Source organism: Algoriphagus persicinus, from assembly GCF_035156415.1.
Classification (GTDB): domain Bacteria; phylum Bacteroidota; class Bacteroidia; order Cytophagales; family Cyclobacteriaceae; genus Algoriphagus; species Algoriphagus persicinus.
This window is the reverse complement of sequence record NZ_JAYEEY010000032.1, coordinates 23,343-45,851: the sequence shown is the minus strand read 5'-3', so window position 1 is coordinate 45,851 and position 22,509 is coordinate 23,343. Positions and strand designations below refer to the sequence as shown.

At 41.2% G+C, this 22,509-nt stretch carries 15 protein-coding genes; 1 reads left to right on the top strand and 14 read right to left on the bottom strand.

The window, feature by feature from the left end:
* Positions 1-86 precede the first annotated feature (86 nt).
* From U3A58_RS19230 to U3A58_RS19210, 5 genes are read right to left on the bottom strand one after another with little or no spacing between them, the layout of a single operon-like run.
* The gene (locus tag U3A58_RS19230) at positions 87-1,496 is read right to left on the bottom strand and encodes an O-antigen ligase family protein (protein ID WP_323826026.1); all 1,410 of its coding nucleotides are present in this window, start codon (positions 1,494-1,496) and stop codon (positions 87-89) included.
* Positions 1,487-2,422, bottom strand: coding sequence for a glycosyltransferase family 2 protein (locus U3A58_RS19225; RefSeq protein WP_323826025.1), 936 nt, complete (start codon positions 2,420-2,422; stop codon positions 1,487-1,489). Before U3A58_RS19225 ends, U3A58_RS19230 begins: the two co-directional genes overlap by 10 nt.
* Entirely contained in the window at positions 2,406-3,695 is a 1,290-nt protein-coding gene (locus tag U3A58_RS19220; RefSeq protein ID WP_323826024.1) for an oligosaccharide flippase family protein, read from the bottom strand. Before U3A58_RS19220 ends, U3A58_RS19225 begins: the two co-directional genes overlap by 17 nt.
* A gap of 13 nt (positions 3,696-3,708) precedes the next feature.
* Positions 3,709-4,776 (bottom strand): exopolysaccharide biosynthesis protein, encoded by a 1,068-nt coding sequence (locus tag U3A58_RS19215; protein WP_323826023.1) that lies wholly within the window; start codon positions 4,774-4,776, stop codon positions 3,709-3,711.
* A complete protein-coding gene (locus tag U3A58_RS19210) occupies positions 4,776-7,352 on the bottom strand; it encodes an SLBB domain-containing protein (RefSeq protein WP_323826022.1) in 2,577 nt (858 codons plus the stop codon). Before U3A58_RS19210 ends, U3A58_RS19215 begins: the two co-directional genes overlap by 1 nt.
* A 244-nt stretch (positions 7,353-7,596) precedes the next feature.
* Here U3A58_RS19210 and U3A58_RS19205 point away from each other — a divergent pair, with 244 nt between their 5' ends.
* The gene (locus U3A58_RS19205) at positions 7,597-8,487 is read left to right on the top strand and encodes a hypothetical protein (RefSeq protein WP_323826021.1); all 891 of its coding nucleotides are present in this window, start codon (positions 7,597-7,599) and stop codon (positions 8,485-8,487) included.
* Here the strand turns inward: U3A58_RS19205 and U3A58_RS19200 are convergent.
* The 9 genes from U3A58_RS19200 to U3A58_RS19160 form a co-directional block, all read right to left on the bottom strand.
* A complete protein-coding gene (locus U3A58_RS19200; RefSeq protein ID WP_323826020.1) occupies positions 8,473-9,549 on the bottom strand; it encodes a DNA methyltransferase in 1,077 nt (358 codons plus the stop codon). The two genes, U3A58_RS19205 and U3A58_RS19200, sit on opposite strands and share 15 nt — an antisense overlap.
* A gap of 123 nt (positions 9,550-9,672) precedes the next feature.
* Positions 9,673-10,677 carry a radical SAM/SPASM domain-containing protein gene (locus U3A58_RS19195; protein ID WP_416377313.1) on the bottom strand — a complete coding sequence of 335 codons (1,005 nt, stop codon included), beginning with the start codon at positions 10,675-10,677 and terminating at the stop codon, positions 9,673-9,675.
* 45 nt (positions 10,678-10,722) lie between these two features.
* Complete coding sequence (locus U3A58_RS19190) at positions 10,723-11,763, bottom strand: adenylate/guanylate cyclase domain-containing protein (RefSeq protein ID WP_323826018.1); 1,041 nt, start codon at positions 11,761-11,763, stop codon at positions 10,723-10,725.
* Between the two features lie 11 nt (positions 11,764-11,774).
* Positions 11,775-12,158 (bottom strand): response regulator, encoded by a 384-nt coding sequence (locus tag U3A58_RS19185; protein WP_323826017.1) that lies wholly within the window; start codon positions 12,156-12,158, stop codon positions 11,775-11,777.
* Positions 12,155-13,069: a sensor histidine kinase gene (locus tag U3A58_RS19180; RefSeq protein WP_323826016.1), complete on the bottom strand. Its 915-nt coding sequence runs from the start codon at positions 13,067-13,069 to the stop codon at positions 12,155-12,157. The genes U3A58_RS19185 and U3A58_RS19180 overlap by 4 nt, the downstream gene beginning before the upstream one ends.
* A gap of 1 nt (position 13,070) precedes the next feature.
* A complete protein-coding gene (locus U3A58_RS19175) occupies positions 13,071-16,766 on the bottom strand; it encodes an ATP-binding protein (protein ID WP_323826015.1) in 3,696 nt (1,231 codons plus the stop codon).
* Between the two features lie 2 nt (positions 16,767-16,768).
* Entirely contained in the window at positions 16,769-20,533 is a 3,765-nt protein-coding gene (locus tag U3A58_RS19170) for a two-component regulator propeller domain-containing protein (protein WP_323826014.1), read from the bottom strand.
* Between the two features lie 244 nt (positions 20,534-20,777).
* A complete protein-coding gene (locus tag U3A58_RS19165; RefSeq protein ID WP_323826013.1) occupies positions 20,778-22,160 on the bottom strand; it encodes a sensor histidine kinase in 1,383 nt (460 codons plus the stop codon).
* A gap of 29 nt (positions 22,161-22,189) precedes the next feature.
* The gene (locus tag U3A58_RS19160) at positions 22,190-22,462 is read right to left on the bottom strand and encodes an ATP-binding protein (RefSeq protein ID WP_323826012.1); all 273 of its coding nucleotides are present in this window, start codon (positions 22,460-22,462) and stop codon (positions 22,190-22,192) included.
* Positions 22,463-22,509: the final 47 nt, after the last annotated feature.

The following is a 22,509-nucleotide window of genomic DNA, read 5'->3' as shown; positions in this document are numbered from 1 at the left end:
GGGGTCCTTTTCTTTGTGTATCTATCGCAAATCCCCTGAGGCTTTCAGATCCACAGATAGGACAGTTTCTATATAAAATCATACAATTAAATTACTATTTCATTGTGGTTGCCCTCCAATTGGATTCTTGAATATTCCCGTACACTCAGACCAACCATCCACCAGGAAATCCATGAAACGTAGGTATAGATTTCTACATTGGCGGTAAACAATGGAAGCAGTAATCCTGCTTTCACAGTACCGGCTACAAAGGCCATCCGGGCGAGATTCAGATTGTCTGAATTTTTAAACACATAGATAGAATTGCGTATTCCTGTGAATAGTGTACCAATGTATAAGATCATACCTATCCAGCCTAATTGTACGCCGTAGATCAAAAACTGATTTTCTCCACCTACGCGCAGCTCATCGCTCACACTCCCAAAATTTCCACTCATAGCCAGACCGATTCCCAGTGGATTGGCAATCATGGAATCCAATGCCATCACCCATTCTACCACATGCCCTATACTGGAGGTATCAGCAAGAGTAAGGGTATCCACTACAAAGAAGTAAAAGTCCTCCGAAGCAAAAAAGAGCACATAAATCACAAACAACAACAAACTTAAGAAGCCAAAGCCAATCAATTTATACAGCTTAAAAACCAAGGCAATAAAAAATATCATAAGGAAAAACGCCACAAATGAAGCTCTGGAAGAAGCAAAGACAAGGCTTCCGATACAGCATAGCATCACCAGCAGATACTTCCATTGATGGGCCCTCTCCGTAGTCAAAAACCAAATAAGTCCAGCTGAAAACCCCATTAATACTGAGCTTGCCAGTTCAAGTGGGTCAGAGAAGAAACTACCGAGTCGCTTCATGGCATTGGTAGTCTCAAAAGTCCAAGTGAGATTATAATTACCCTGCGGCTCAATAGAATTGATCACCTCATTGAATAAGGCATAGCCGGTAAATTGCTGTAAGTGAGCATTTAGTAGGTAGTTTTCCACCAGATTCACCAGAAACGCGCTGATAGCTATTACAAATATGATCTGAAATAGGCGCTTCAGCTCCAAATCACCAAACTGTGTGTTCCTGCCCAGTAAATAAACCAAGCTCGGGATCAATATACTCTTGAAGTATAGTGATTTGTTGATAAAACTTGCCTGACCTATAGGAAGAAAAAGAAATAGCACTGATAGGCCTATAAAAGCCAACATAAACCAATCGGTGGATTGAAGGCGGAATGGATAGTTAACCAGTTTTTTTTGGTAAATAACAAAAACCAAACCTGCAATAAGCACAATTACTTCTTTGCTGATCTGAAATAAACTGACAATAAGCGGTGATCTGGTAGCCAAAAAAGTCACACTGAGTGAAGAGATATAAAAGGGGAGAAAAGCAGCTAGAAAGAAGATAAAATAGGTCCATTTTCCTTTGAAAACCATTTGCTGAACTGTCCAGAGAAATCCAGCAGCTACAGTAAATGCAATTAGTAGGAAAAATATCAATGCCATAGTTCTGCTTTTTGGAGGGGTAAGGTCCAACCATCTTTGATTCCTCTGGCTACTGCTTTTAACTTTTGAAATCTACCTCGGACACAAAAATAGCCCATCCAAAGGGAAAATCGGGCAAGATGATACGAGGCAGCAAATAGTAGCTGAGGTGCATTTGACTGGGTTCGAATCAAGTAGAATTGATTCCGAACATGATAGTAAAATACCGTAGCACTCAAGGTTCCTTCGGCATGTTCTTTCTTGGAAGATGCCCCAGCCTCATGATAAATCATGGCATCAGCTGCCAATTCAATTTTAAAACCCTTTTCCCGAAAGCGTAAGGACCATTCTACATCTTCGAAGTAGGCAAAGTATCCCTCATTAAGTAAGCCTGCATCAAGTAGGGCTTTTCTAGCGATCATCATACAACAGCCAGTAGCCCAATCCAATTTTCGATCCTCTGCCTGATATTCTATAGCGTATTTTCTATCCCCACGCGTGATAGCCCTGCACAAAAATTGATTCCATTTTCCACCGGCACTCCATATTTTTTCCCGATCATGAAGGAAGAAAATTAACGGCTGTACTACTCCAAGCTGAGGATTTCCCATGAATTTCCGAATCATCTGACCCAAAAAATCCGGCTCCACCAACGTATCATTATTCAATAACATCACATAGGAGTAACCATCTTTTAAGGCTTTCCTGATACCAACATTGTTTCCACCAGCAAATCCTAGGTTGGATTTATTTTGGATTAAATCAATTTCAACGAATTCAGCTTTCAACTTTTGTCCTTCCTGATTTCCGGAAGCATTATCCACTAAAATGACTTTGAAGTCAGGGAATTCGACCATTCTGAGTGACCTGAGGCAATCAGCAGAAAAAGCATACCCATTCCAATTCACCAGAATAATCGCGACAGATGGATCAGGAGTAAAAACCATGGAAAAGTTTACGATTTTGCTTATACAAAAGTACCATGCAGATAATATAGGCTACAATTTCTGTGGAAAGAATACCCAAACAAAGTCCAATTCCGCCAAAATAATAGGTTAAAATAGTGGCCACAACGATCATGTACAGGCACATCATCCAGCTGGCTTTAAACAGCAGTTGCTTTAGATCTGCCACCAACATCATGGTAATATTCGGGATGTTCAGACAAGAAAGAAATAAAAGGGGAGACAAAAGCTGCAAATAAGTGACAGATTCACTCAATTCCGATCTGGACAACACACGTATTACCCAAGGCGCAGCAAGGTAAGTTAAGGTAGCGATCACCGCTCCTCCGAGCAGCACTCTTATATAGACTAGTTTCAAAAACCTATAGAAAGAGCGGTCATCTTTCTTATAAAGTTTGGAAGCATTCGGAAAGATCGCTTGTATAATCATAGCTGGAAAAAGACGCAATACCATGACTACCCGCTCCGCCAAACTGTACATCCCCAGTGTTTCGGCTCCCGCAAAAAAGCTCAAAATAATAAGGCCTCCATTAATAGATACATGACTAGCGAGATTACTAAGAAAGAATAATACATTTTCCTTTAGGCTGAACCAAATTGCTAAAAACTGTGGTCTATAGAATCGAATTTGTAAGAACGAATGGATATAAGCCAGCAAAAATAGGTTGATTAACAAACCGGAAAATCCCATCATAAAATTCACCCATTTGCTCAGTTCGGGACTGTGGATAAACAATACTATGCCCATCAGGAAAAGTAATTTGCTGAATATGTTGGCAATGCTGACCAGCTTCATTTTTTCCATCCCTTGGAAAAACCACAGGGGTAAAGTGGCCTCAGAAAATAGCAACAGCACTGAATAAACGAGAATCACCGCATACTCCTTAAAAAGATTTAGTCCAAACACGCCTACCAGAATCATAAAGGTGGCAAGAAAGGCAAGCAGAAGTTTGGCTGAAAAAATATTGGAGAGCAGGTGGGAAAGTGCCGTCTTATCATTCTGGTTGACAGCAACCTCCCGAGGAGCACTCAGGTTGTAACCAAAGCCCACCATGATATTCAAGAGAACGATGACAGAGAGAGACAAATTTACCAGCCCAAATTGATCTACTCCAATTCCCTGGATCAGAAGTGGCATAGAAATGATGGAAATCAGCACATTAGATGACTGAATAATCGCCAGAAACAAAAAATTCTGAATTGATTTATTCTTGATAATGTCGCTGATAGGAATAAGACCGAGTTTTTCTAGCATGCGAGCTTATCGTTTAGCTTTCCCGCACATGCTTCTGATATAATCGGCGGAAATAAAGTGCTAATAGTGTAAGCAAGCCCGCGACTATACATCCCAAAACCATTCCTTTCACTAAACGAATTTCTGATCTTTCCAGAGGGAATCTTGGTGAATCGATGATCTGAATCAAGGGAGAATTATTCCGATGATTGACTTTGGCGATTTCCAGATTTTTAACCACTTCTTCATATACTGCGCCTGTAGCTTGCACATCAATTTGCTTCTTGCGCGTATCTATTGTAGCCGAGGAAAGAAGAGGATTTGCATTGGGGACCCGATCAGTTGCAGAGGCAAAAGCCCCTATGCTCTCATCCAGTAGTTTGCGTACGCTATCCGCTTGAGATTGAAGGATTGCCAGATTCTCACTGGTTTTTTTTGTCTTAGTTTCCCTGTAAAATTCATTTACATTTTCAACTAATCGCTCATTTAATACTTTAGCATAAGCTTCATCTTTTGATAAAACCGACACTTGGATGATTGTCAATTTCCGATCCGGTTTAGCGACAGATAGTTGATTTTCACGTACCAGTTGGGCTACCTCCTTGACCACCGAATCCTGGGATACAGTAAAGCTTTCTCTGGGTATTGAGAAATCCATCACATCAATATCCACCTTAGACTCCCATTTTTTAACGATTTTCTCAAATTCAATAAAGCGGTCTATCAGCAATTGATTCTCGTCAAAAGGACTCAACAAGGTCTCATCAAGCATGCGGTCAGATCGGTAGAGCTCCATGATATTGTCACCTTGAAAAAGTCCACTTGTGCCACCCATTGAGCCCAGATTTACACCTACCAATGAAGCTAAGCCTGACATTTGCCCCATACCTCCTGAATCCCCATCTTCCAGTACAAAAGAAGTGGTGGCAATGAAAACGGGCTTTTTGAAGATGGAAACCAAAGCTCCCAAACCTATGCCCAGCAGGCCGGCTAAAAGCAGAATTTTCCATTTGGAAATGAAATAAGCAATCCACTCAGAGAAGTTTTGAATGACTTCTTTGATCGTAAACTGATTATCTGTAAAGTGCTTGGATCCTGACATTACCAGTTGATTTGAGACATAACCAAGCCCAAGGTCGCTAATCCGGTAGTTATTCCCACCACTTCACCTAATCGTAGCGGTACTCTTGGTCCTTTGGTTGGTACTATGACTTCTGCTCCAGGTTCCACCGGCGGATAATTTCTGATGCCTAGAAATCCCTTGGTTCGTTTTACCGCTCCATTAGCATAGACCACGTAGGTTTGCTTTCTATTAGCGCGACGCTCAAAACCACCCGCCCCATTGATATAATGCTTCAAGGTGCGTCCGGACTCATGCCGCAGGGTAGTTGGATATACTACATCTCCTCGCATTCTCACAGTCTGAAACAATTTGGGAACGGATAGAATATCTCCTTCTTCCAGTAGAATATCATCTTCGGAGCCGGGATTTAGCAGGATTTCTTCTAGGTTGATTGCGACTGCTTCGGTTTCTTTTAGCTTCACTGCAAAGCCGGGCGTTTCAGCGGCTATTTGATCCAAAGATGCCTTTTTTGATTGTGCCAATTGATTCTCAACTGGAGACACAGCTTTTGGGGAGTCACTTAATAAGCGCTGAAGTAACTCTGCCTGTGCCTCTGAATTGCTTGGGTCTTCGGCAAGTTTCATCCGTAAACCTTCCAAATTTCTCTGACGACGAAGTTGCTCCGATTCAGTATTGAAAAATTCAGTTCGACGAATTAATGTAGCTCCTTTAGCATAGGCAAATTGATTGAGCCCTCCGGCACGTTTGATCAAATCAGATATTCGCTCTCCACTGCTGCGGATGGCAAATATCCCAGGCGAATTCACTTGACCCTCCACAGCAGTCAATTTCTGCATGGTGAAACTTGCCCTTTTTCTTACAATAACCTGGTCAAATGCCACAAGAGTGGGAGAATTTGGATTATAGCTTAAGTCTGGATTTACCTGAGTAGGAATGATATCCGCCAAGGTTCCCAAGTCAGAATCTTCCAGTCTTCTGGCTATTTCTATATCCTGAGAGTTAGCAGATTCCTGAAAACCGCCAGCCATTACAATCAGATCTTCCACCTTCAACCCAGCGGAATAAGGATAAACCCCCGGCCTCTTCACTTCACCTAGAATCTGTACATATTGCTCATTATTGATATCATAAATACTCGCTATTCGGACTACATCTTCTCGCCGAAGCGGAATATCAGGGCTAGTTCCATCCAAAACACTCTGTAGATTCAATTGAATCATTTCTGTGCTCAGGTCATCTTTGGTGCGCAATACACTTGCTTGGGTGGTGTAGGCATCCCCTCGAAGCCCTTCTGCATTTTTTACCAACTGGGAAAGTGTAAGACCTTCGGTCAAAGCAAATGTACCTTCCCTATATACTGCGCCTTTGATCTGAACTCGGTTAGAATAACGATCCAGAATTCGCTGAACAGTGATTTCATCTCCTCCTTTGAGGATGAACATATCAAATTGATTATGATAAACATCCGACACAGAGCGTTGATTTCCGGTGATTCGGGAAATGGCTACTCGATCTTTAAATGCCTGATCAGTAAATCCCCCTGCATAGTGCAATAGGTTGGAGAACGTATCGTTTTCTGCTACTTCAAAAATCATCGCACGCTTTACTTCACCTTTGATTTTCACATGGGAAAGATAGGGAGGGACCAAGATAACATCTTGATCCTGAAGCTTCAGGTCAAGAAGGGCCGTACCATTAATCAGTAAATCATAGACATCAATCTCCGCGATTTGCTTATTATTTCTTACCAGCTTGATTTTTCGCATGGAGCCATTTTCATTGGGGCCACCTGCTGCATATAAGGCATTGAAGACTGTAGAAAATGCGCTAAGCGTAAATGTACCGGGAAGTAGGACTTCACCCAGGATGTTCACTTTTATCGTCCCTACATTTCCTAAAGTCACCTGGAGAAAAGTGTTGGGATTGTTCCCGAGAAGTCCAGAATAATACTTCCCAATTCTATTTTTCAGAATTCCGGTAGCTTCCTCTATGGACTTACCAGACACGAACACAGGCCCAATATTATCCAACAAAACGAATCCATCTGGGTTGACTGTGGCTTCATAATATTGCTCGGATTGCCCGTAGATATCTACGTATATCAAGTCTCCAGAGCCAAGGATATAGCTTTTGGGAGTGGCTTGATTCATACTTGGCTCAAAGCTTAAGCGTCGGTTCCGCTGATAAAAAAGTGAGGAACCAAATATTTCATTCCCATCGGGCTTTTTGGAAGAAAGGTCGGATAGCTGAAACATACCAAGGGTAATTTCATCCATATCCACCTGCTCACGTGCATCCCGCTTTGAAAGTTTGGTGCTACGGCCAGTGTCTGCTTCATCTCCGTCAATTCTCGCTCTCATCTTTGCTACCTCGCTTAGAGGCATTCCCTGTATTTCAAGGGCTTTGAGAAACTCTGATTTGGTGAGTCCGGCATCATAGGCTCGGTCTAGTAAATTCTGAATTTGTTCATCGGAAAGTGCATCGACTTTGATTTTACCAGCCTCGTTTATTTCCTGTGCGGAAGTTTGAGGAATAGTGAGCCCTAAAAAGGCTAGAAACACGAAAAAGTAATAGAATCGTTTAATTGAAATCATATAGAAAATGTAGTCCCAGGTGAATCAAGAACAAATATGGAGATTAAAAATCCATGAATTTCTTAATTCTACCAAATATAGTTCCAAAAACCTGAGTTCTCATGCTCTCTCGACGATACTCACTACGTACAATTCGTATTCGTATCTATTCTGCTCATGTTAGATAATGTTAGTTTTCATAGTCAGGAAGTTTAGATTAGATTTATAGAATCTTTTTTTTTCATTCCAATCCAACAAAAACTTAATGAATCCCTTAGCTCTAGAACTTAAAACCAAGAAATCCTCACTATTAGAATTTTCCATTACCACCAAGAATGTGCTTCAGTTCTTGCAGTACATGACTTCAGATACTACCTACGCTGGAGATTATCGTATATCAAAACAGAAAAATGATGGTATAGAGAAGTTTTTGAGACCCATAAATACAAAGTTGTATATCGCAGATCCAGAAAGTTTTCAAGTAAATTTTGATAAACTGATTAAAGTTCTAGAACGGATTAAAACTCGAAATCTAAGTTTTTCAGATGAGGATCTTTTGATAATAGACTCCGTGATTTATACCATTCAGCAGTCCATAGGTGCTGGATTTGACTTACTTGTAGCAAGTAATAGCTCTAGAAAACATGTTGGAAATAGATTTGAGGAATTAGTTCGCTGTGTTTTCAGTGAAATTGGTATTGAGCACAAACACACCGTACTACAAATTCCTTACGAAGCAGAGTCTTGGAAGAAAGTATATAAATGTGAAAATGATTTGATTTTATCTCCTTATTCGAAGGTAAGATCTACAGGTAGTTCTTTAGATGAAAGAGAAATAGTTGTTTCTGTAAAAACAACGTCAAAAGACCGAATGGGGAAGATGTTTATTGACAAGATGTTACTAGAAAGATTTGTAAATCATCCTCAAAAAGTCATTGGGATATTTTTAAATGATGTTCAGAGGAAAGAAGAGCACGCCGTATCATTTACTCTTGTTTCAGGCCTCTTTATGGTTTATACTCAGTTTTTAACTCCTTTAGAAGGAATATATTATTTAGATCCACCTCCAAATGCATTGAAAAAACCGCTTAGTAATCACATGGGTACATTTTCGCAGCTTATCACGGAAGACGTTTTCAGATTATTGGCTTCGTAATTTTTTCCTTCGAGAATTGGAATCCGAAGTATCCTTTTCGCTATGAATTCTCTTGATGTGGTCACCATCGAGGATTCTCTTTTTGATATTTTGACAATACTCTTCATTTAACTCTGTCCCAAGCCATTTTCTACTATAAGCCTCTGCCACTGCAAATGTAGTACCTGACCCGCCAAAAGGATCAACAACCAAATCTCCAGCTCTGCTTGATGAAAGAATCACCTTTCTTAAAAGTTCCACAGGTTTTTGGGTCGGATGTTCATATCGTTCCCAAGAACTGTTTGAAATAGTTGGGATCTCGAAAACATCCTTGGGTTTGGCTCCCAATGGATTAGGTTCCCATACGTATTCATTTGTTTTCTTACCATTTGCATATTGAGATGTCTCTGCCTGAGCACGTTTTGGGTATTTCAATGTGTGCTCATTGTATGGAATTCTTACTTCATCATTATTAAAATAAAAGTCCTTTGTTTTGCGTAAATGCAAAATACTTTCGTGAGATCTACCCCAATCATTTCCAAGATTAGCTTTGTTCCTATAGTACCATACTAGCCACTTACATCCTTTGAATAAATCAGAACTTATCCATTTAATATCAGCTAATATTTCTGAGAACCCGCATATATAGATGGATCCACTTTTATTAAGGACTCTATGTGATTCTTTGATCCATTGAAAGCTCCATTCTAAATATTCCTGTTGAGAAGAAAAACAATCCCATTTAGCTTTTTTAATATTATATGGAGGATCAGCAAATATTAAATCCACGCTATTTGATTCTAGAGACCGCAAAAAATCTAATGCATCTGCCAAGTAAAGACTCCCAAATTCAGTCTTAAAAAAGGGAAGGAGTTCTCCTGAAGACTTTGATTTGGTTTTATATTCTATCTCCATCTGTAGATCTTCGGCAAAAGAATCGACTTGATCCTCAGTATAAACCCTATAATTATTTATAGGATGTCTTGATGAAACAAATTTTCCTGAATTGTCCCATCTTCTTAGAGTACCCGAACTAATATCTAGTTTTTTGGCCACTTCTCCAACTGTCAAATACTTTTCCATATTTTCTAATAAACCTTATACAAGATTATACAAAGTTATCAAGTGACCGGATGGTAATCAAATTAAAACATTGCGTATTGCTAAAAATCAGACAATTTTTGTCCCAAAATAATGCTCCAGTTTTTACTCCGTACAATTCTTACATATTTCGATCTGAGATCGGTCGCTAAGCAGTTGTTTCCTAAAGCTTTGATAGCGCAGTGAGGACCAGATGGAAGCGAGGGATTGGGATTTCAATTCCCCCATGACATACTTGGCATCTTTGTCAAAGCAGCAGGGGACTATCTTTCCATCCCAGGTAGCTACAGCTCCTTGCCACATTCGCCAGCATTTATTTTCCAATTTCTTCTTCAGCTTCCATTTTCCATTTCCGACAGGCACATATCTGGAATATCCCAATTCTGAAGGGATAAGCTCGGAGCCATTTTCAAAATCATAGATCTGGGTAGTCTTCAATTGCAACTCATCCACCTGCATTTCATTCGCCCATTGTTTTAATTCGGGGAGTTGATGCTCATTTTGTCCAGTGACCAGAAACTGTAGCACTACACGAGGGAAGTTTTGTCCAGATTTTTTTCGTTCAGATAGGAGTAATTTGATTCCTTTCTGTACTTTCTCCAGATTTCCACCGACTCGGTATTTTTCAAAAATGTCCTGGGTGATCCCATCCACTGAGACAATCAATTGTTTCAGGCCACTTCGAAGGGCTTCATTGACTTGCTCCTCCTGTAAATAGTGCGCATTGGTAGAAGTGGAGGTGAAAATACCTTTGGAATCTGCATAGGCGACCATCTCCAAAAATCGTGGATTCAAAAATGGCTCACCCTGAAAATATAAATGCAACCAGGTAAGGTATCCCTGTACTTGCTCAATTGTTTTCTTGTAATGGTCTCCTTGAAGCATTCCGGTAGGGCGGGAAAAAGCCCGTAATCCTGAGGGACATTCTGGGCATCGCAGGTTGCAACTGGTGGTGGGTTCTATGGATAGCGTGGTGGGTTTGCCCCAAAGGATAGGTCTGCCAATAAATTTGGATAACTGAAAAGAAACAGCTAGTAGGGCATAGTTCAAGATTTTCTGAAAAGTCAGAAGACGTAGAAAGGCAGCTGTTGTAATCAGATTATTGTTCACAGGGTCAAGTACGGTATAGAAATAGCAAGAAGCTATAGCTGTAGGTTATTTTACCACCGCCAAGACTGATACAGGTTTGGCTTTATTTTTCAGCGTGAATTCTCCTAAGTTTTGAAAAGTAAATAAATCAGTAATGCTGTGTATACATTTCTCCAGCATCAAAATTTGTCCTGGACTGGCGGCATGCTGAAGTCTAGAGGCCACATTTACCACATCTCCTATCACGGTGTAGTCCAGCCTTTTCAGGGAATGAGAACCGATATTTCCGGATACCATTTCTCCTGAGTTCAATCCTATTGACACCTTGGGGCAGAAGTTGGACTTTTCAGAGTACATCGGCATGGCGTTCATTTTATCACGGATTGCCACACAGGCTCTGACGGCTCTTTCCACTTGGTCTGGCCCTTTGAAAACCGCCATCACGGCATCTCCTATGAATTTGTCCACGGCTCCTTTTTGCTCAATAATTTCCCGCACCATGAGGTCAAAATATTCATTGAGTAAAGGTACCACGACATTTGGCTCCTCATTTTCTGAAATTTTGGTAAACCCGCACAAATCCACAAAAGCCACTGTCGCTACCACGGTTTCATTCTCCATTAGGGAGGTTTCGGATTCTTTGCCGACCATGAAATTAAGCACGGTTTCGTCCACATACATTTTCAGGATATTATTTTCCCTCATGGCAATAAGGGTTGATTTGATCTGATTGATATGCTGAAGTGTCTTCTCTATGGTGATCTCCAAATCCTGAAAATCAACGGGCTTGGTGATGAAATCAAATGCGCCTCGATTCATTGCCGTGCGGATATTTTCCAAATCGCCATACGCAGAAATAATCACCGCCTTGAGCAAAGGGTTTTGTTCCTTTACCTTAGTTAGCAGCGTGAGTCCGTCCATTTCTGGCATATTGATATCACTCAGGATCATGTCGATATCTGGCTGCTGCTGCAAGATCTCCAATGCTTCACGACCATTTAGGGCAAATACAAAATCATACTCCCCAGCTCGAATCTTACGTCTGAATTTCTGCGTGATAAGGACTTCTAAATCAGCCTCATCGTCTACTACAAGTATCTTAGACATTGCTTTTTGATCTACTCTTGGTTGATTATTTTACCGATTTCTTTTCTTAGGGAATCAAAATCTATCGGTTTTGTGAAAAATTCTTTGGCTCCAGACTCCATTGCTTTTTTGAAATTTTCTGTGTCTCCATAGGCGGAAATCATACTTACATTAATGGAGGGGAATTGGCTTTTGACTTTATCCAATAGCTCTAGCCCAGTCATGCCAGGCATATTGATATCCGAAAATACATAAACCACTTCGGGTGGATGCTCGCTATCAAGTAAGCGAAGCGCCTCATCGCCGGAAAATGCAAATGCAAGTTCCAAAAGCCCACTTCTGACTTCTTTTCTGAATTTCTGTCGAAAAAGTAATTCTACATCCCGTTCGTCATCGACGATTAATATTTTTGTCATGGTGCTGATGATATTGATGGTACCTTAATTTCAAATCTGGTAAATTCCCCCTCTATAGAAGAGATGGCTAATGTTCCTTTGTGTGCCTTCACTATTTCGTGGGTTATTGACAAGCCAAGCCCCGTGCCCTCTTTTCCTTTTTTGGTAGTGAAGAAAGGCTCTAAAATTTTATTTAAAATCGGTTCAGGTATGCCTGCTCCATTGTCTTCTATTTCTATCACTACACAACTGTCTCTTTTCCAAGTCCGCACGGTTAATTTGGGCTGGAAGCTGGGTTTTTCTTCCTCCTGCTGTGCATTGAACTTGCTCCTCATGGCATCAAATGCATTATTGCACAGATTGACAATCACTCTACTGAAATCTTCTGCTATAATGGCTACTAATCCTATATCAGGATCCAAATCCCACTCAAAACTCACATTAATTGGGTTTTTGCCAGCACGCATGCCGTGAAAAGCTAAATTGACAAATTCTTGAAGCAGACTATTTAAATTAGTCTGTACAAAATCACCCTGTCCTCCTCTGGAATGCATCAGCATGGACTTAACTATTCCATCAGCCCGCTTGCCGTGCTGTAGGATTTTTTCAAGATTTGCTTTGATGTCCTGCAGCAAGTCATCAATTCCTGCTAGCCTGTCACTATGCTCAAAGTTCTGGAGCTCTTGTACGATCTCCTCTACATATTCAATACTCAGTTCAGAGAAATTGTTTATAAAATTGATCGGATTTTTGATCTCATGAGCTATGCCTGCGGACAATTGCCCTAGGCTGGCGAGTTTCTCCTGCAGCAGTAATTGCTCTTGGAGTTCCTGGTATTCTTTCAAGGATTTCTCCAGCTCCAGCGTTCTTACGCCGAGCAAGCGTTTCAACTCTTTATTTTTCTCAATCCAATCTTCTTGTACCTTTTGCATATTATTGGGTATCTATCGGTAATCGAATACAAAACTCTGTGCCTTCGCACTCCTTGCTTTCTACAAGTATCTCACCTCCATGAGCTTTTACAATATCGTAACTTATTGATAAACCTAAGCCGGTACCTTGGCCTGTGGGCTTAGTCGTGAAAAATGGTTGGAATATTTTCTCCTTTATTGACTTAGGGATTCCTTTCCCATTATCCTTCACCTTGATTTCTACCCAATCACCCAATCGCTTGGTGGATAGCTGCACTAAAGGTTCATAATCCGCAGGACTAACACTCTTTTTTTCGGTTACTGCATAGAAGGCATTATTGATTAAATTAAGCAAAACTCTCCCTAATTCCTGAGCAACAAGGTCAATTTGACCAACGCTAGGATCATAATCTGTTTTCATTGAAGAATTGAAGGACTTATCCTTTGCTCTCAGTCCATGGTAAGCTAGGCGCAGGTATTCATCCGTAAGCATATTGATGTCAGTCAAAGCACGATTTCCACCACTGATTCTACTATGCTGTAGCATTGCTTTGACGATGGCATCTGCTCGCTTTCCGTGTTGATTAATTTTGTCCAAGTTCTGCTGTATGTCCACACTGATGGCTTTGGCTTCTTCTAAGTCTCCTTTGTCTAATTCTTCTCTCATTTCATCGAGGAGCTCGCTACTTACCTCAGAGAAATTATTGACAAAATTTAATGGGTTTTGGATTTCATGGGCAATACCTGCTGTCAATTCTCCAAGTGAGGCCATTTTCTCAGATTGTACAAGCTGACTTTGGGCATTTTTCAGATCATCAATACTCTTCTTGAGCTGCGCTGTCCGGTGTGATACACGCTCTTCCAAAATACGATTTTCCTTCTGAAGGTACTTGGATCGTACTTGGACAATAGCATAAATAAACCCAATCAAAAGCGACGCAAAAATCACGTATGCGATCCAAGTCTGCCACCAAGGAGGTGAGATGGTGAATTTGATATTTGCCGGCTCACTCCAGATTCCATTAAATCCCCGAGTCGCTACCTTGAAAGTATAATCCCCCGGTAGAAGATTATAGTAATTTTGGGTGGTACTGCCCGTGCTTATTTCTGACCAAGTTTTGTCTTCGCCTTCCAAAATATATCGATAGACTATTTTATCCCTTCCCAGTACATCCTGATTCATAAAGGAAAAATTCATGGAATTTTGATCATAAGGGAGTACTAGACCCACTGGCATTCTACTGACCAAATTGACACTATCCCAATGGATTTGATTTTTTATCAAATAACTGCTGTCAGTTGGAATCTCTTGTTTGGTATAAAACTCTGTGTGATCGGTATTCCATATTGAATCTTCATCCGAGAATAGACTTTTGACAAAATTAGTCCCAAGAAAATCAGGATGCTGATCCATGATATTGATTTTAGTGATGACCACAGCTGGTCTCATGGTATCAATCTTTGGAACTTGCGAATTAACAGACATGATAGGTGCAGCGCCCCACCAGACATTCCCATTGGAGGTGTAGGTTGCCGTCGCCTGATTGTAATCATTGAACGGGAAACCTTCTCTTTTCCCATAATTATAGAAGCGCCAAATAGATGTTGGATTGTCTTTAAGTGGTCGTTTGGCTACTATTATGCCATTATCCGATCCTATATGCAGGTCTTCTCCTACTTCCACCATATCATACATCACTGGCGGATCTAGCCCTTGGGCGGGTGTTAAGTTTGTGATCGTATTACTTGTCAAATCAATGATGGAGAACCCGGCATCACCACCGATGACTAGTTCATCATTGTGGGTTTTGATCATAATCGAGGTATAATCGCTGGTCAAGCCAGTACGCTCACTTAAGTAGCTTACTTGCCCAGTTGCGGGATCTATAATATCTACTCCTATGTCGTTACCAAGCCAGATTCGCCCATCTTTGTCCTCTTCTATCAGCCACACACGACTGGATGCGAGTCCTGAAAACTCATCTGTTTTTTCTAAAGACGTGAGATCTGGGTTAAATTTGAGTACGCCATCCACCGTTCCCAGAAAAATATTTCCATGGGAGTCCCGAATTGACTTCCAGGCGATTCTTGCGATATCTGCTTCTAGCTCATATACAGCAGCCGTATTGGTGCTCAGATTAATAATCGTAAAACCACCGAAACTTCCCAGCAAGAGCTCATGATCAGATATTTTTGATATAGACCGATGGTTATTGACATTCGGTGTACCGGGGAATTTCAGTAGATAAATTCTACCCTTCGTGGGATGATAGATGTTTATTCCCTCATAAGTAGCCATCCAAACCATCCCATTTGGGCCTTCTTCTATACCCCAAACCTCATCATTTACCAAGCCACTGTTGGCGTTAAAGTGCTGAGAGAGCATTCCCTCCGGATTAACCAATAGTATGCCGGTATTCTCTGTCCCAACCCATATGTTTCCCTTGGCGTCCGTCATAGTAGCAGCCGGAAAGCCCGAGGTGACGAATTTAGCACCACTGTGGATTTTCTTGATTTTCTGGATTTCAGGATCGTATAGGGTGATGGTATCGTTGTCTGTGATCCAAGCCCTGTGATGCAAATCAAAGGTGACCGATAAGGATTGGCCATAAAAACCTTGCTCTGGACCGAAGGTAGTGATGATGCCATCATCTAAAGAAATAGCAACTGGGCTACCTCCAAATGAGGAAGCCCAGACTTCGCCCTTGGCATTCTCAGTAAACTCAAAGTATAAGGTGTTTGGGTTAATTCCGGATTTAGCTGTGAAAAATTTAATTGAAGTCCGATCAGCGTTTAATACGCCGATTTTGCCTTGCATGCCGAACCATAGGTTATTAGCGCAGTCCTGATGAACACCTACTGATCCTTTAGTACCTGAAAAGGTCAAAGGGTGTAGCTTCTTGGTGGAGGGATCCAGAAAATGCATGCCTGAATTAAGATTGCCAACCCAAAGCAAGCCTAAATCATCCTCGTATATCCTGGCAAACTGCTGCCCAATCTGATAATTTGTTATCAAGCTATGATTGATGTCCAGGACATAAACTCCCGATAATTGGGATAAAATCAGCAGGCTGCCATCATTTCCAATCTCCAAATCAACAATTATATCTATTAGTCCATCAGGATTTCGGGGAAGCACATTGTAGTTTTCAAATTGGTCTCCAGTAAATTTTGATAGCCCTCGCTCAGTGGATATCCAAATCATCCCATTGAGATCAGTTACCATAGCGTACACCCTATTACCAATTAATCCCTCTGTCTGTCCTATTCTCAATATGCCTGAATGGGAAAGGTCTGATTTGGATAGAAATGCCAGTTTGGTGATCTGTGGCTCTTGTAAAAGTTGCTTTCTGACTGGAACGGATATTCCTGAAATTGTGTCCAAATCTAGCTTTATCTCTTCCTCGTCTTCCCAAGCAATCGGAATAGTCTTGGGAGGAGATTCCAGGGGTTTAAAATCTAATATATCAAAAGGTTTGGAAGGCAGCTTATTAAAATCAATTGGGTAGTTGACTGCTTTTGGCACCTTTTCCGTAGGGATTTTGCTCCATTTTATAGGTTTTCCCTGTGGGATTTCGAAAGGCTCTACTAGCGGCTCTTGGTATTGGGATGGATTCTCAGGAAAAGGAACTTCCTGCCCTTGCTGGCAAGCTGAAGCTAATCCTATCAAACCTAGCAGGTAGAAGTAATACAAAAGATGATGATGGCATTGCTGCATAATTAACTAGGAATGGAGGATGAAATGTATAGGCTAATAGTAAAGGTGGTTCCTTCTCCTTCAGTTGATTCTACTCGGATTTCACCATTGTGAGCCTTGATAATGTCATAGCTTAACGAGAGGCCCAATCCAGTCCCTTGACCAGTAGGTTTTGTAGTAAAAAACGGCTGAAAAACCTTCTCAACGATTGCTTTTGGAATACCTTTTCCATTATCTGTCACCTTGATTTGAATGCTGCTTTTGTACTTGGAGAGCTCTATTTTCGAGGTTTTGACGGTTACTAGCGGTTTATAATTTTCTTCTCCCTCTTTTTTCTTTTCATTGACTGCGTAAAAAGCATTATTAAACAGGTTTAACAGTACTCTACCCACGTCCTGGCTTACCAATGGTATGGTGGGAAGGGTCGAGTCAAAGTCCATTTCAAAATCAGAATTGAACGCGCCGTCTTTGGCTCGTAATCCATGGTAAGACAATCTTAGGTATTCGTCTGCAAGCACATTTATATCCATGGGTTCTTTGGCTCCTTTGCCGCTTCGGCTATGTTGTAACATTCCTTTTACGATGGCTCCGGCACGCTTGCCATGCTTGGTGATTTTTTCGAGATTACTCTCAATATCCTTAAGAATATCATCTTCTAGCTCTGCATCCCGCTCCGCATCCGGTCTAGTTCTTTCTTCCTTGATTTCTTTGACTAGCTCATTGGTCACTTCTGAGAAATTGTTTACAAAGTTCAATGGATTCTGAATCTCGTGAGCTATTCCTGCCATCAATTCCCCTAGAGAAGCCATTTTTTCGGAATGCAGCAACTGAGCTTGGGTTTCCTTTAGGTTCTCATGTGTGGAGGCTAGCTCAGTGTAAGCTACTTCTATGGCTTTGGCATGTTGCAACTCACGTTCCTTTGTCCGCTCATTTTCCGCTTTGAGTACTTGATTTCGCTGATAAATAGTAATCGGGTATATCAGAGAGATGAAAAGTAGGCCATAGAACAAGTAGGCCCACCAGGTTCTGTACAATGGGGGAAGAACTTCGAAGCTATAACTCATCGGAACTGTCCATTCACCGGCACCGGAATCAGCTGCACCTGTAAAGCGGGCTTTTACCTTAAATGTGTATTTTCCTTCCTGAATATTACCGAAGTTGGCGGTGGTTTTTTTGAGGATAGGACTCCATTTCTCGTCATAGCCCTCAAGAATATATTGATATTCAATTAAATATGGCTTGGAAAGCTCATCTGTTCCAAAATCAATATTGATATCATTATTTCGGTAGGGAAGGACAAGGTTTTGTGGTAAGGGATAAAAACCAGAAATGCTGTCGAATTCTATTCCTTTGAATTTATTCTGTAAATCTTCTCGCTCTAAATCATTCAATTCTTTGCCGTAAACGATCAGCTCATCTATGGTGCGGGGAAAAGTATTTGCCGAAATTCCTTCGTAACGCTTATTTAAGGTATGCCAGGAAATGACTTCCTCACTAAGTCTAAGTTCCTTTATCAGAACGGATGGTGGGGTATGATTTCTTTTTAATTTTTTGTAATCAAAGCGAACTAAGGCAGTTTTGTTGTTGCCAGTTCCAGCCCAAAGAATACCCTTTCGATCTACATACATCCCATTTTGCCCATCTACAAGATCCTTCACAGGAAAACCCGTTTCTGAATTGAAGATCTCAATATTTCTTAGTGAATCTAGAGGAGCTCCATCTGGTGCTCCATCAAAAACGGCAATACCCAGATTGGTGCCTATAGCCATTTTCCCCTCCGGCAATTCTGCGATTTGAAGGATCATATTATCCGGAAGTCCCTCGGCGGTGGTGAAGGTTTGGAAAAATGAAATGGAATCCTCTAAAATTGATCTGTAATCATCCATTTCAAGAACACCTTCGATTTGTTTTATTTTTTCAGCACTCAAAATACTCAGACCATTTTCACTTCCTACCCAGAGATTTCCTTGCTTATCCTTGACAAGTCGGATTACGGCATTGTCAGCAAGTCCTTGATCTGAGGTGAAATTAGTGAAGGTGTCTCCATCAAATCTACTTAAGCCACCATCGGCTGCACCAAACCAGAGTTTCTTGAAATTATCTTCCGCAATGCCTAAGATCACATCCCCTGGCAAGCCATGCTGAGTGGTGTATGTAGTAAACCCTTTACCGTCATACTTGCTAACTCCGCCGCCATCTGTTCCAAACCACAGATTCCCACGGTAATCTTCATTGATGTTATACACTTCATTTGCTGCCAATCCATGGGTGATAGTATAGTTGGTAAATGCCTCTCCATCAAACATACTGACTCCCCCTCCACCAGTTCCAAACCAAAGTTGATCCTTCTGATCCCGATGGCTGCTACTGACGATTTCGCCGACCAGACCTTGGGTTGCAGTGTAGCTGGTAAACCTCTCACCATCAAACCTACTTACCCCTCCTCCGGCAGTTCCAAACCATAAGTTCCCATCTTTGTCTTCCACAGTACTCAACACAATATTACCTCCTAAGCCTTGAGAAGAAGTAAAATTTGTAAAACTACTACCGTCAAATCTGCTTACTCCACCACCCTCAGTGCAAAACCAAAGTCTGCCATTCACATCGATCACAATGTCCAAAATGCTATTACTCGCAAGTCCCTGTTCGCGGGTGTAGGTAGTCATATTTTTGCCATCGTACTTACTCACACCATGTTCCGTAGCAAACCATAGCGTTCCTTCTATGGTTTCGACGATTGCACGAATCACCAAGCTGGCCAGTCCATCTCCACGTCCGATGGTTTTAAAATTTTGACCATCGTACCTACTTACTCCACCGCCAATGGTGCCAAACCAAATTGTTCCGGAATGATCGACCTTTATGCTTCTAATCCTATTCGAAGGAAGCCCTTCAGTAATCGTATAATTTGTAAAGGAACTGCCGTCATATTGACTCACACCTCCACCATTAGTGCCAAACCAAATAGCTCCTGAGTGATCCTCGGCAATACTGATTACTACATCATCTGCTAATCCCTGATCCGTAGTAAAAGTTGTGAACGAATTCCCATCATACTTACTCACCCCTCCACCATAGGTGCCAAACCATATATTGCTGTCGGAGTCTTCCATTATGCTCAAAATAGCATCATCTCCCAAGCCATTTTCTGTGGTATAGGTAGTGAACACATGACCATCATAACTACTCACTCCTCCTCCCACTGTGCCAAACCATAGAATGCCCTGACTGTCCTCTAAGGCTACACGCACAGTGTTGCCAGCTAATCCCTGAGAGGTAGTATAGTTGGTGAAAGCTATCCCGTCAAATCTACTGACTCCCCCTCCATTGGTGGCAAACCAAAGATGTCCTCTGCTATCCAAAACAGCACTATTGACTGCATCTAAAGCTAAGCCATTGTCAGTAGTGAAATTTTTGAATTGTGAAATGCCACCATCACCTTGAATGAAAGGTTTGCCAGAAGTATTCCTTATAATTTGATCATTTTCATCAGTCAAATAGGGCAAATGTTGTGAGGCTGGAGGATTTAGGTTGATAGTTGATAAAGTCCCCGATTCATTCAGATGGGTATATGATCCAATAGCTTGGGTAGGTAATTTTATTCTTACAGGTTTTGGGACATCGGTCAGATTAACTCGAATTGGCCGGATCGTGTCCGCAAGTTTATCTAATGAAATCATTGCCGGGAGAGCCATAGGATTTGGTGTAGCTACAGTTTTGTTGTCCTGCACATTGGTACAGGAAAAAAAAAGTGACGCACCGCCCAGAAAAAAGAGAAATTTTCTCATCGTAAAAACTCAAGTTGGTATAAATCTGTTGGCTCAGATATCCGAAAAAGAATGTCAAAAGGTAAATATATTTTATGCCATATAAAACGCTTTTCAGAAAACAATTTTTGCACTTTTTTTATAATTCTTCATCTGTTTGGAACACTTAAAAAGGCCTGATTCCTACTAGATAGAAATTATTGGTCAAAAATCGAAATTTGAAAAATCCAATTTTGAAAAAAAAATTATGGTCTGGTTCGCTTTGTCAGCCTTGAATAGAAATAAGAAATTCGGTCCAAGATTCCTCACCATTTTCCAATGCTCCGATGTGACTAGTCACTGTCAATTCTCCACCATGTGCTTTCACAATATCATAACTAAGCGAGAGTCCTAGGCCAGTACCTAACCCAGTTGGTTTGGTGGTGAAGAAAGGCTGGAATATTTTTTCCTTCACCAGATCAGGCATTCCTGTGCCATTATCTTTCACCCTGATTTCAAAGCCTTTGTTTGTTCTCTTGGTGCTCATCCAGACGGTGGGCTGATAGCTTGTGGAAAGTTCTGAATTTCCAAGTTCGGCCAACTGCTTTTTCTTTTCTGATACAGCATAGAAGGCATTATTCACCAAATTCAGAATCACTCTTCCTATTTCTTGATGTACCACATGTATATTGCCTACGGCCTTGTCAAAGTCGGTTTCCATTGTGGCATTGAATGACTTGTCTTTAGCTCGGAGGCCGTGGTAGGCTAGGCGAAGGTATTCATCTGCCAGTTCATTGATATCAGTCGGTTCTTTGACTCCACTACTACTGCGGCTGTGCTGTAGCATTCCCTTCACGATTGCATCTGCGCGCTTACCATGGTGGATGATTTTCTCCTCATTGGCGGCGAGATCACTCACAATTAGGCTTACCTCTTCTAAATCTCCTTTTTCCAATTCGGCTTTCAACTCGCCGAGTAGCTCTTTATTCAGCTCAGAAAAATTGGTCACAAAATTCAGCGGGTTCTGTATTTCATGCGCTATGCCTGCTGTCAATTCTCCCAGGGAGGCCATTTTCTCGGATTGTATTAATTGAGACTGTGTGGATCTCAGTTCATTTAGGGTGTTGAGCAGTTCTTCTTTTTGAGCCATTATTTCTGCTGTGCGCTCTGCTACTTGCACTTCAAGGGCGTCTTTTAATTTTTGGGAGTTTTTAAATTCTATTTCTTTCTGGACAGCTTTGATTCGCTCCATTTCCAAAGCTTTTCGCTGCTTGTGGTTGATGACGAATTGTGCTACTAGCCAGATCCAGGCAAATAATTCCGCGGTCTCAAACCAATTGTCCCACCTAACATAAAATTCGGTAGCCACAAGTTTTGTGATATCCTGAAAGATATGCACCAATACCACCGGAAAAAATGCATACACGTATGGCTTGAGTGGGTAAAATTCCTTACGGTTATAGGCTGCATAAACCACCAATAAATTCATACTATGTGCCACCCAGCGCATCAAAGGATCCGTGCTGTCAAATAACAGTTGGATGGTCAAAAAACAACAGGCAGCTATTAATCCTTTCAGGAAATAGCCTTGCCATTCGGGAAATAACGTTTTGGTTTGCTCATGCTTTTGAAGAAACCGAAAGGCAATAATCAGAAGTATAAAATCCATGTAAACAGGGCTTGCATTAAAAAAAAGGACTAAGCAATAGGCAAAATAAGAATAATTTCAGTAGATGACTCTTTTGGGCTAGCTGAGTCAGCAATTATACTGTTTACTTCGATCTCTCCACCATGTGCTTTTATGATATCATAGCTTAAACTCAAGCCTAGGCCTGTACCTGCAAAAACTCTTCCTCTAGAATCTGCACGTACTTTTAGTGCCCTTCCAGACCCAATTGCCAGGTCAAAAATCTTTGTGAAATCAAAATTTATAAAGTTGTTTTTGGATCTATCAAACTTGGTCACCCCCATTTCATTGGTAACCCACAGATTATGATCTAGGTCTCCTGATGTATCTT

Coding starts and splice junctions, on each gene's coding strand:
- U3A58_RS19190 (WP_323826018.1), bottom strand. CDS start 11,763: ATGTCTAAGATACTTGTAGTAGACGATGAGGCTGATTTAGAAGTCCTT.
- U3A58_RS19215 (WP_323826023.1), bottom strand. CDS start 4,776: ATGTCAGGATCCAAGCACTTTACAGATAATCAGTTTACGATCAAAGAA.
- U3A58_RS19210 (WP_323826022.1), bottom strand. CDS start 7,352: ATGATTTCAATTAAACGATTCTATTACTTTTTCGTGTTTCTAGCCTTT.
- U3A58_RS19205 (WP_323826021.1), top strand. CDS start 7,597: ATGAATCCCTTAGCTCTAGAACTTAAAACCAAGAAATCCTCACTATTA.
- U3A58_RS19225 (WP_323826025.1), bottom strand. CDS start 2,422: ATGGTTTTTACTCCTGATCCATCTGTCGCGATTATTCTGGTGAATTGG.
- U3A58_RS19160 (WP_323826012.1), bottom strand. CDS start 22,462: ATGGGGGTGACCAAGTTTGATAGATCCAAAAACAACTTTATAAATTTT.
- U3A58_RS19220 (WP_323826024.1), bottom strand. CDS start 3,695: ATGCTAGAAAAACTCGGTCTTATTCCTATCAGCGACATTATCAAGAAT.
- U3A58_RS19185 (WP_323826017.1), bottom strand. CDS start 12,158: ATGACAAAAATATTAATCGTCGATGACGAACGGGATGTAGAATTACTT.
- U3A58_RS19175 (WP_323826015.1), bottom strand. CDS start 16,766: ATGCAGCAATGCCATCATCATCTTTTGTATTACTTCTACCTGCTAGGT.
- U3A58_RS19200 (WP_323826020.1), bottom strand. CDS start 9,549: ATGGAAAAGTATTTGACAGTTGGAGAAGTGGCCAAAAAACTAGATATT.
- U3A58_RS19180 (WP_323826016.1), bottom strand. CDS start 13,069: ATGCAAAAGGTACAAGAAGATTGGATTGAGAAAAATAAAGAGTTGAAA.
- U3A58_RS19230 (WP_323826026.1), bottom strand. CDS start 1,496: ATGGCATTGATATTTTTCCTACTAATTGCATTTACTGTAGCTGCTGGA.
- U3A58_RS19170 (WP_323826014.1), bottom strand. CDS start 20,533: ATGAGAAAATTTCTCTTTTTTCTGGGCGGTGCGTCACTTTTTTTTTCC.
- U3A58_RS19165 (WP_323826013.1), bottom strand. CDS start 22,160: ATGGATTTTATACTTCTGATTATTGCCTTTCGGTTTCTTCAAAAGCAT.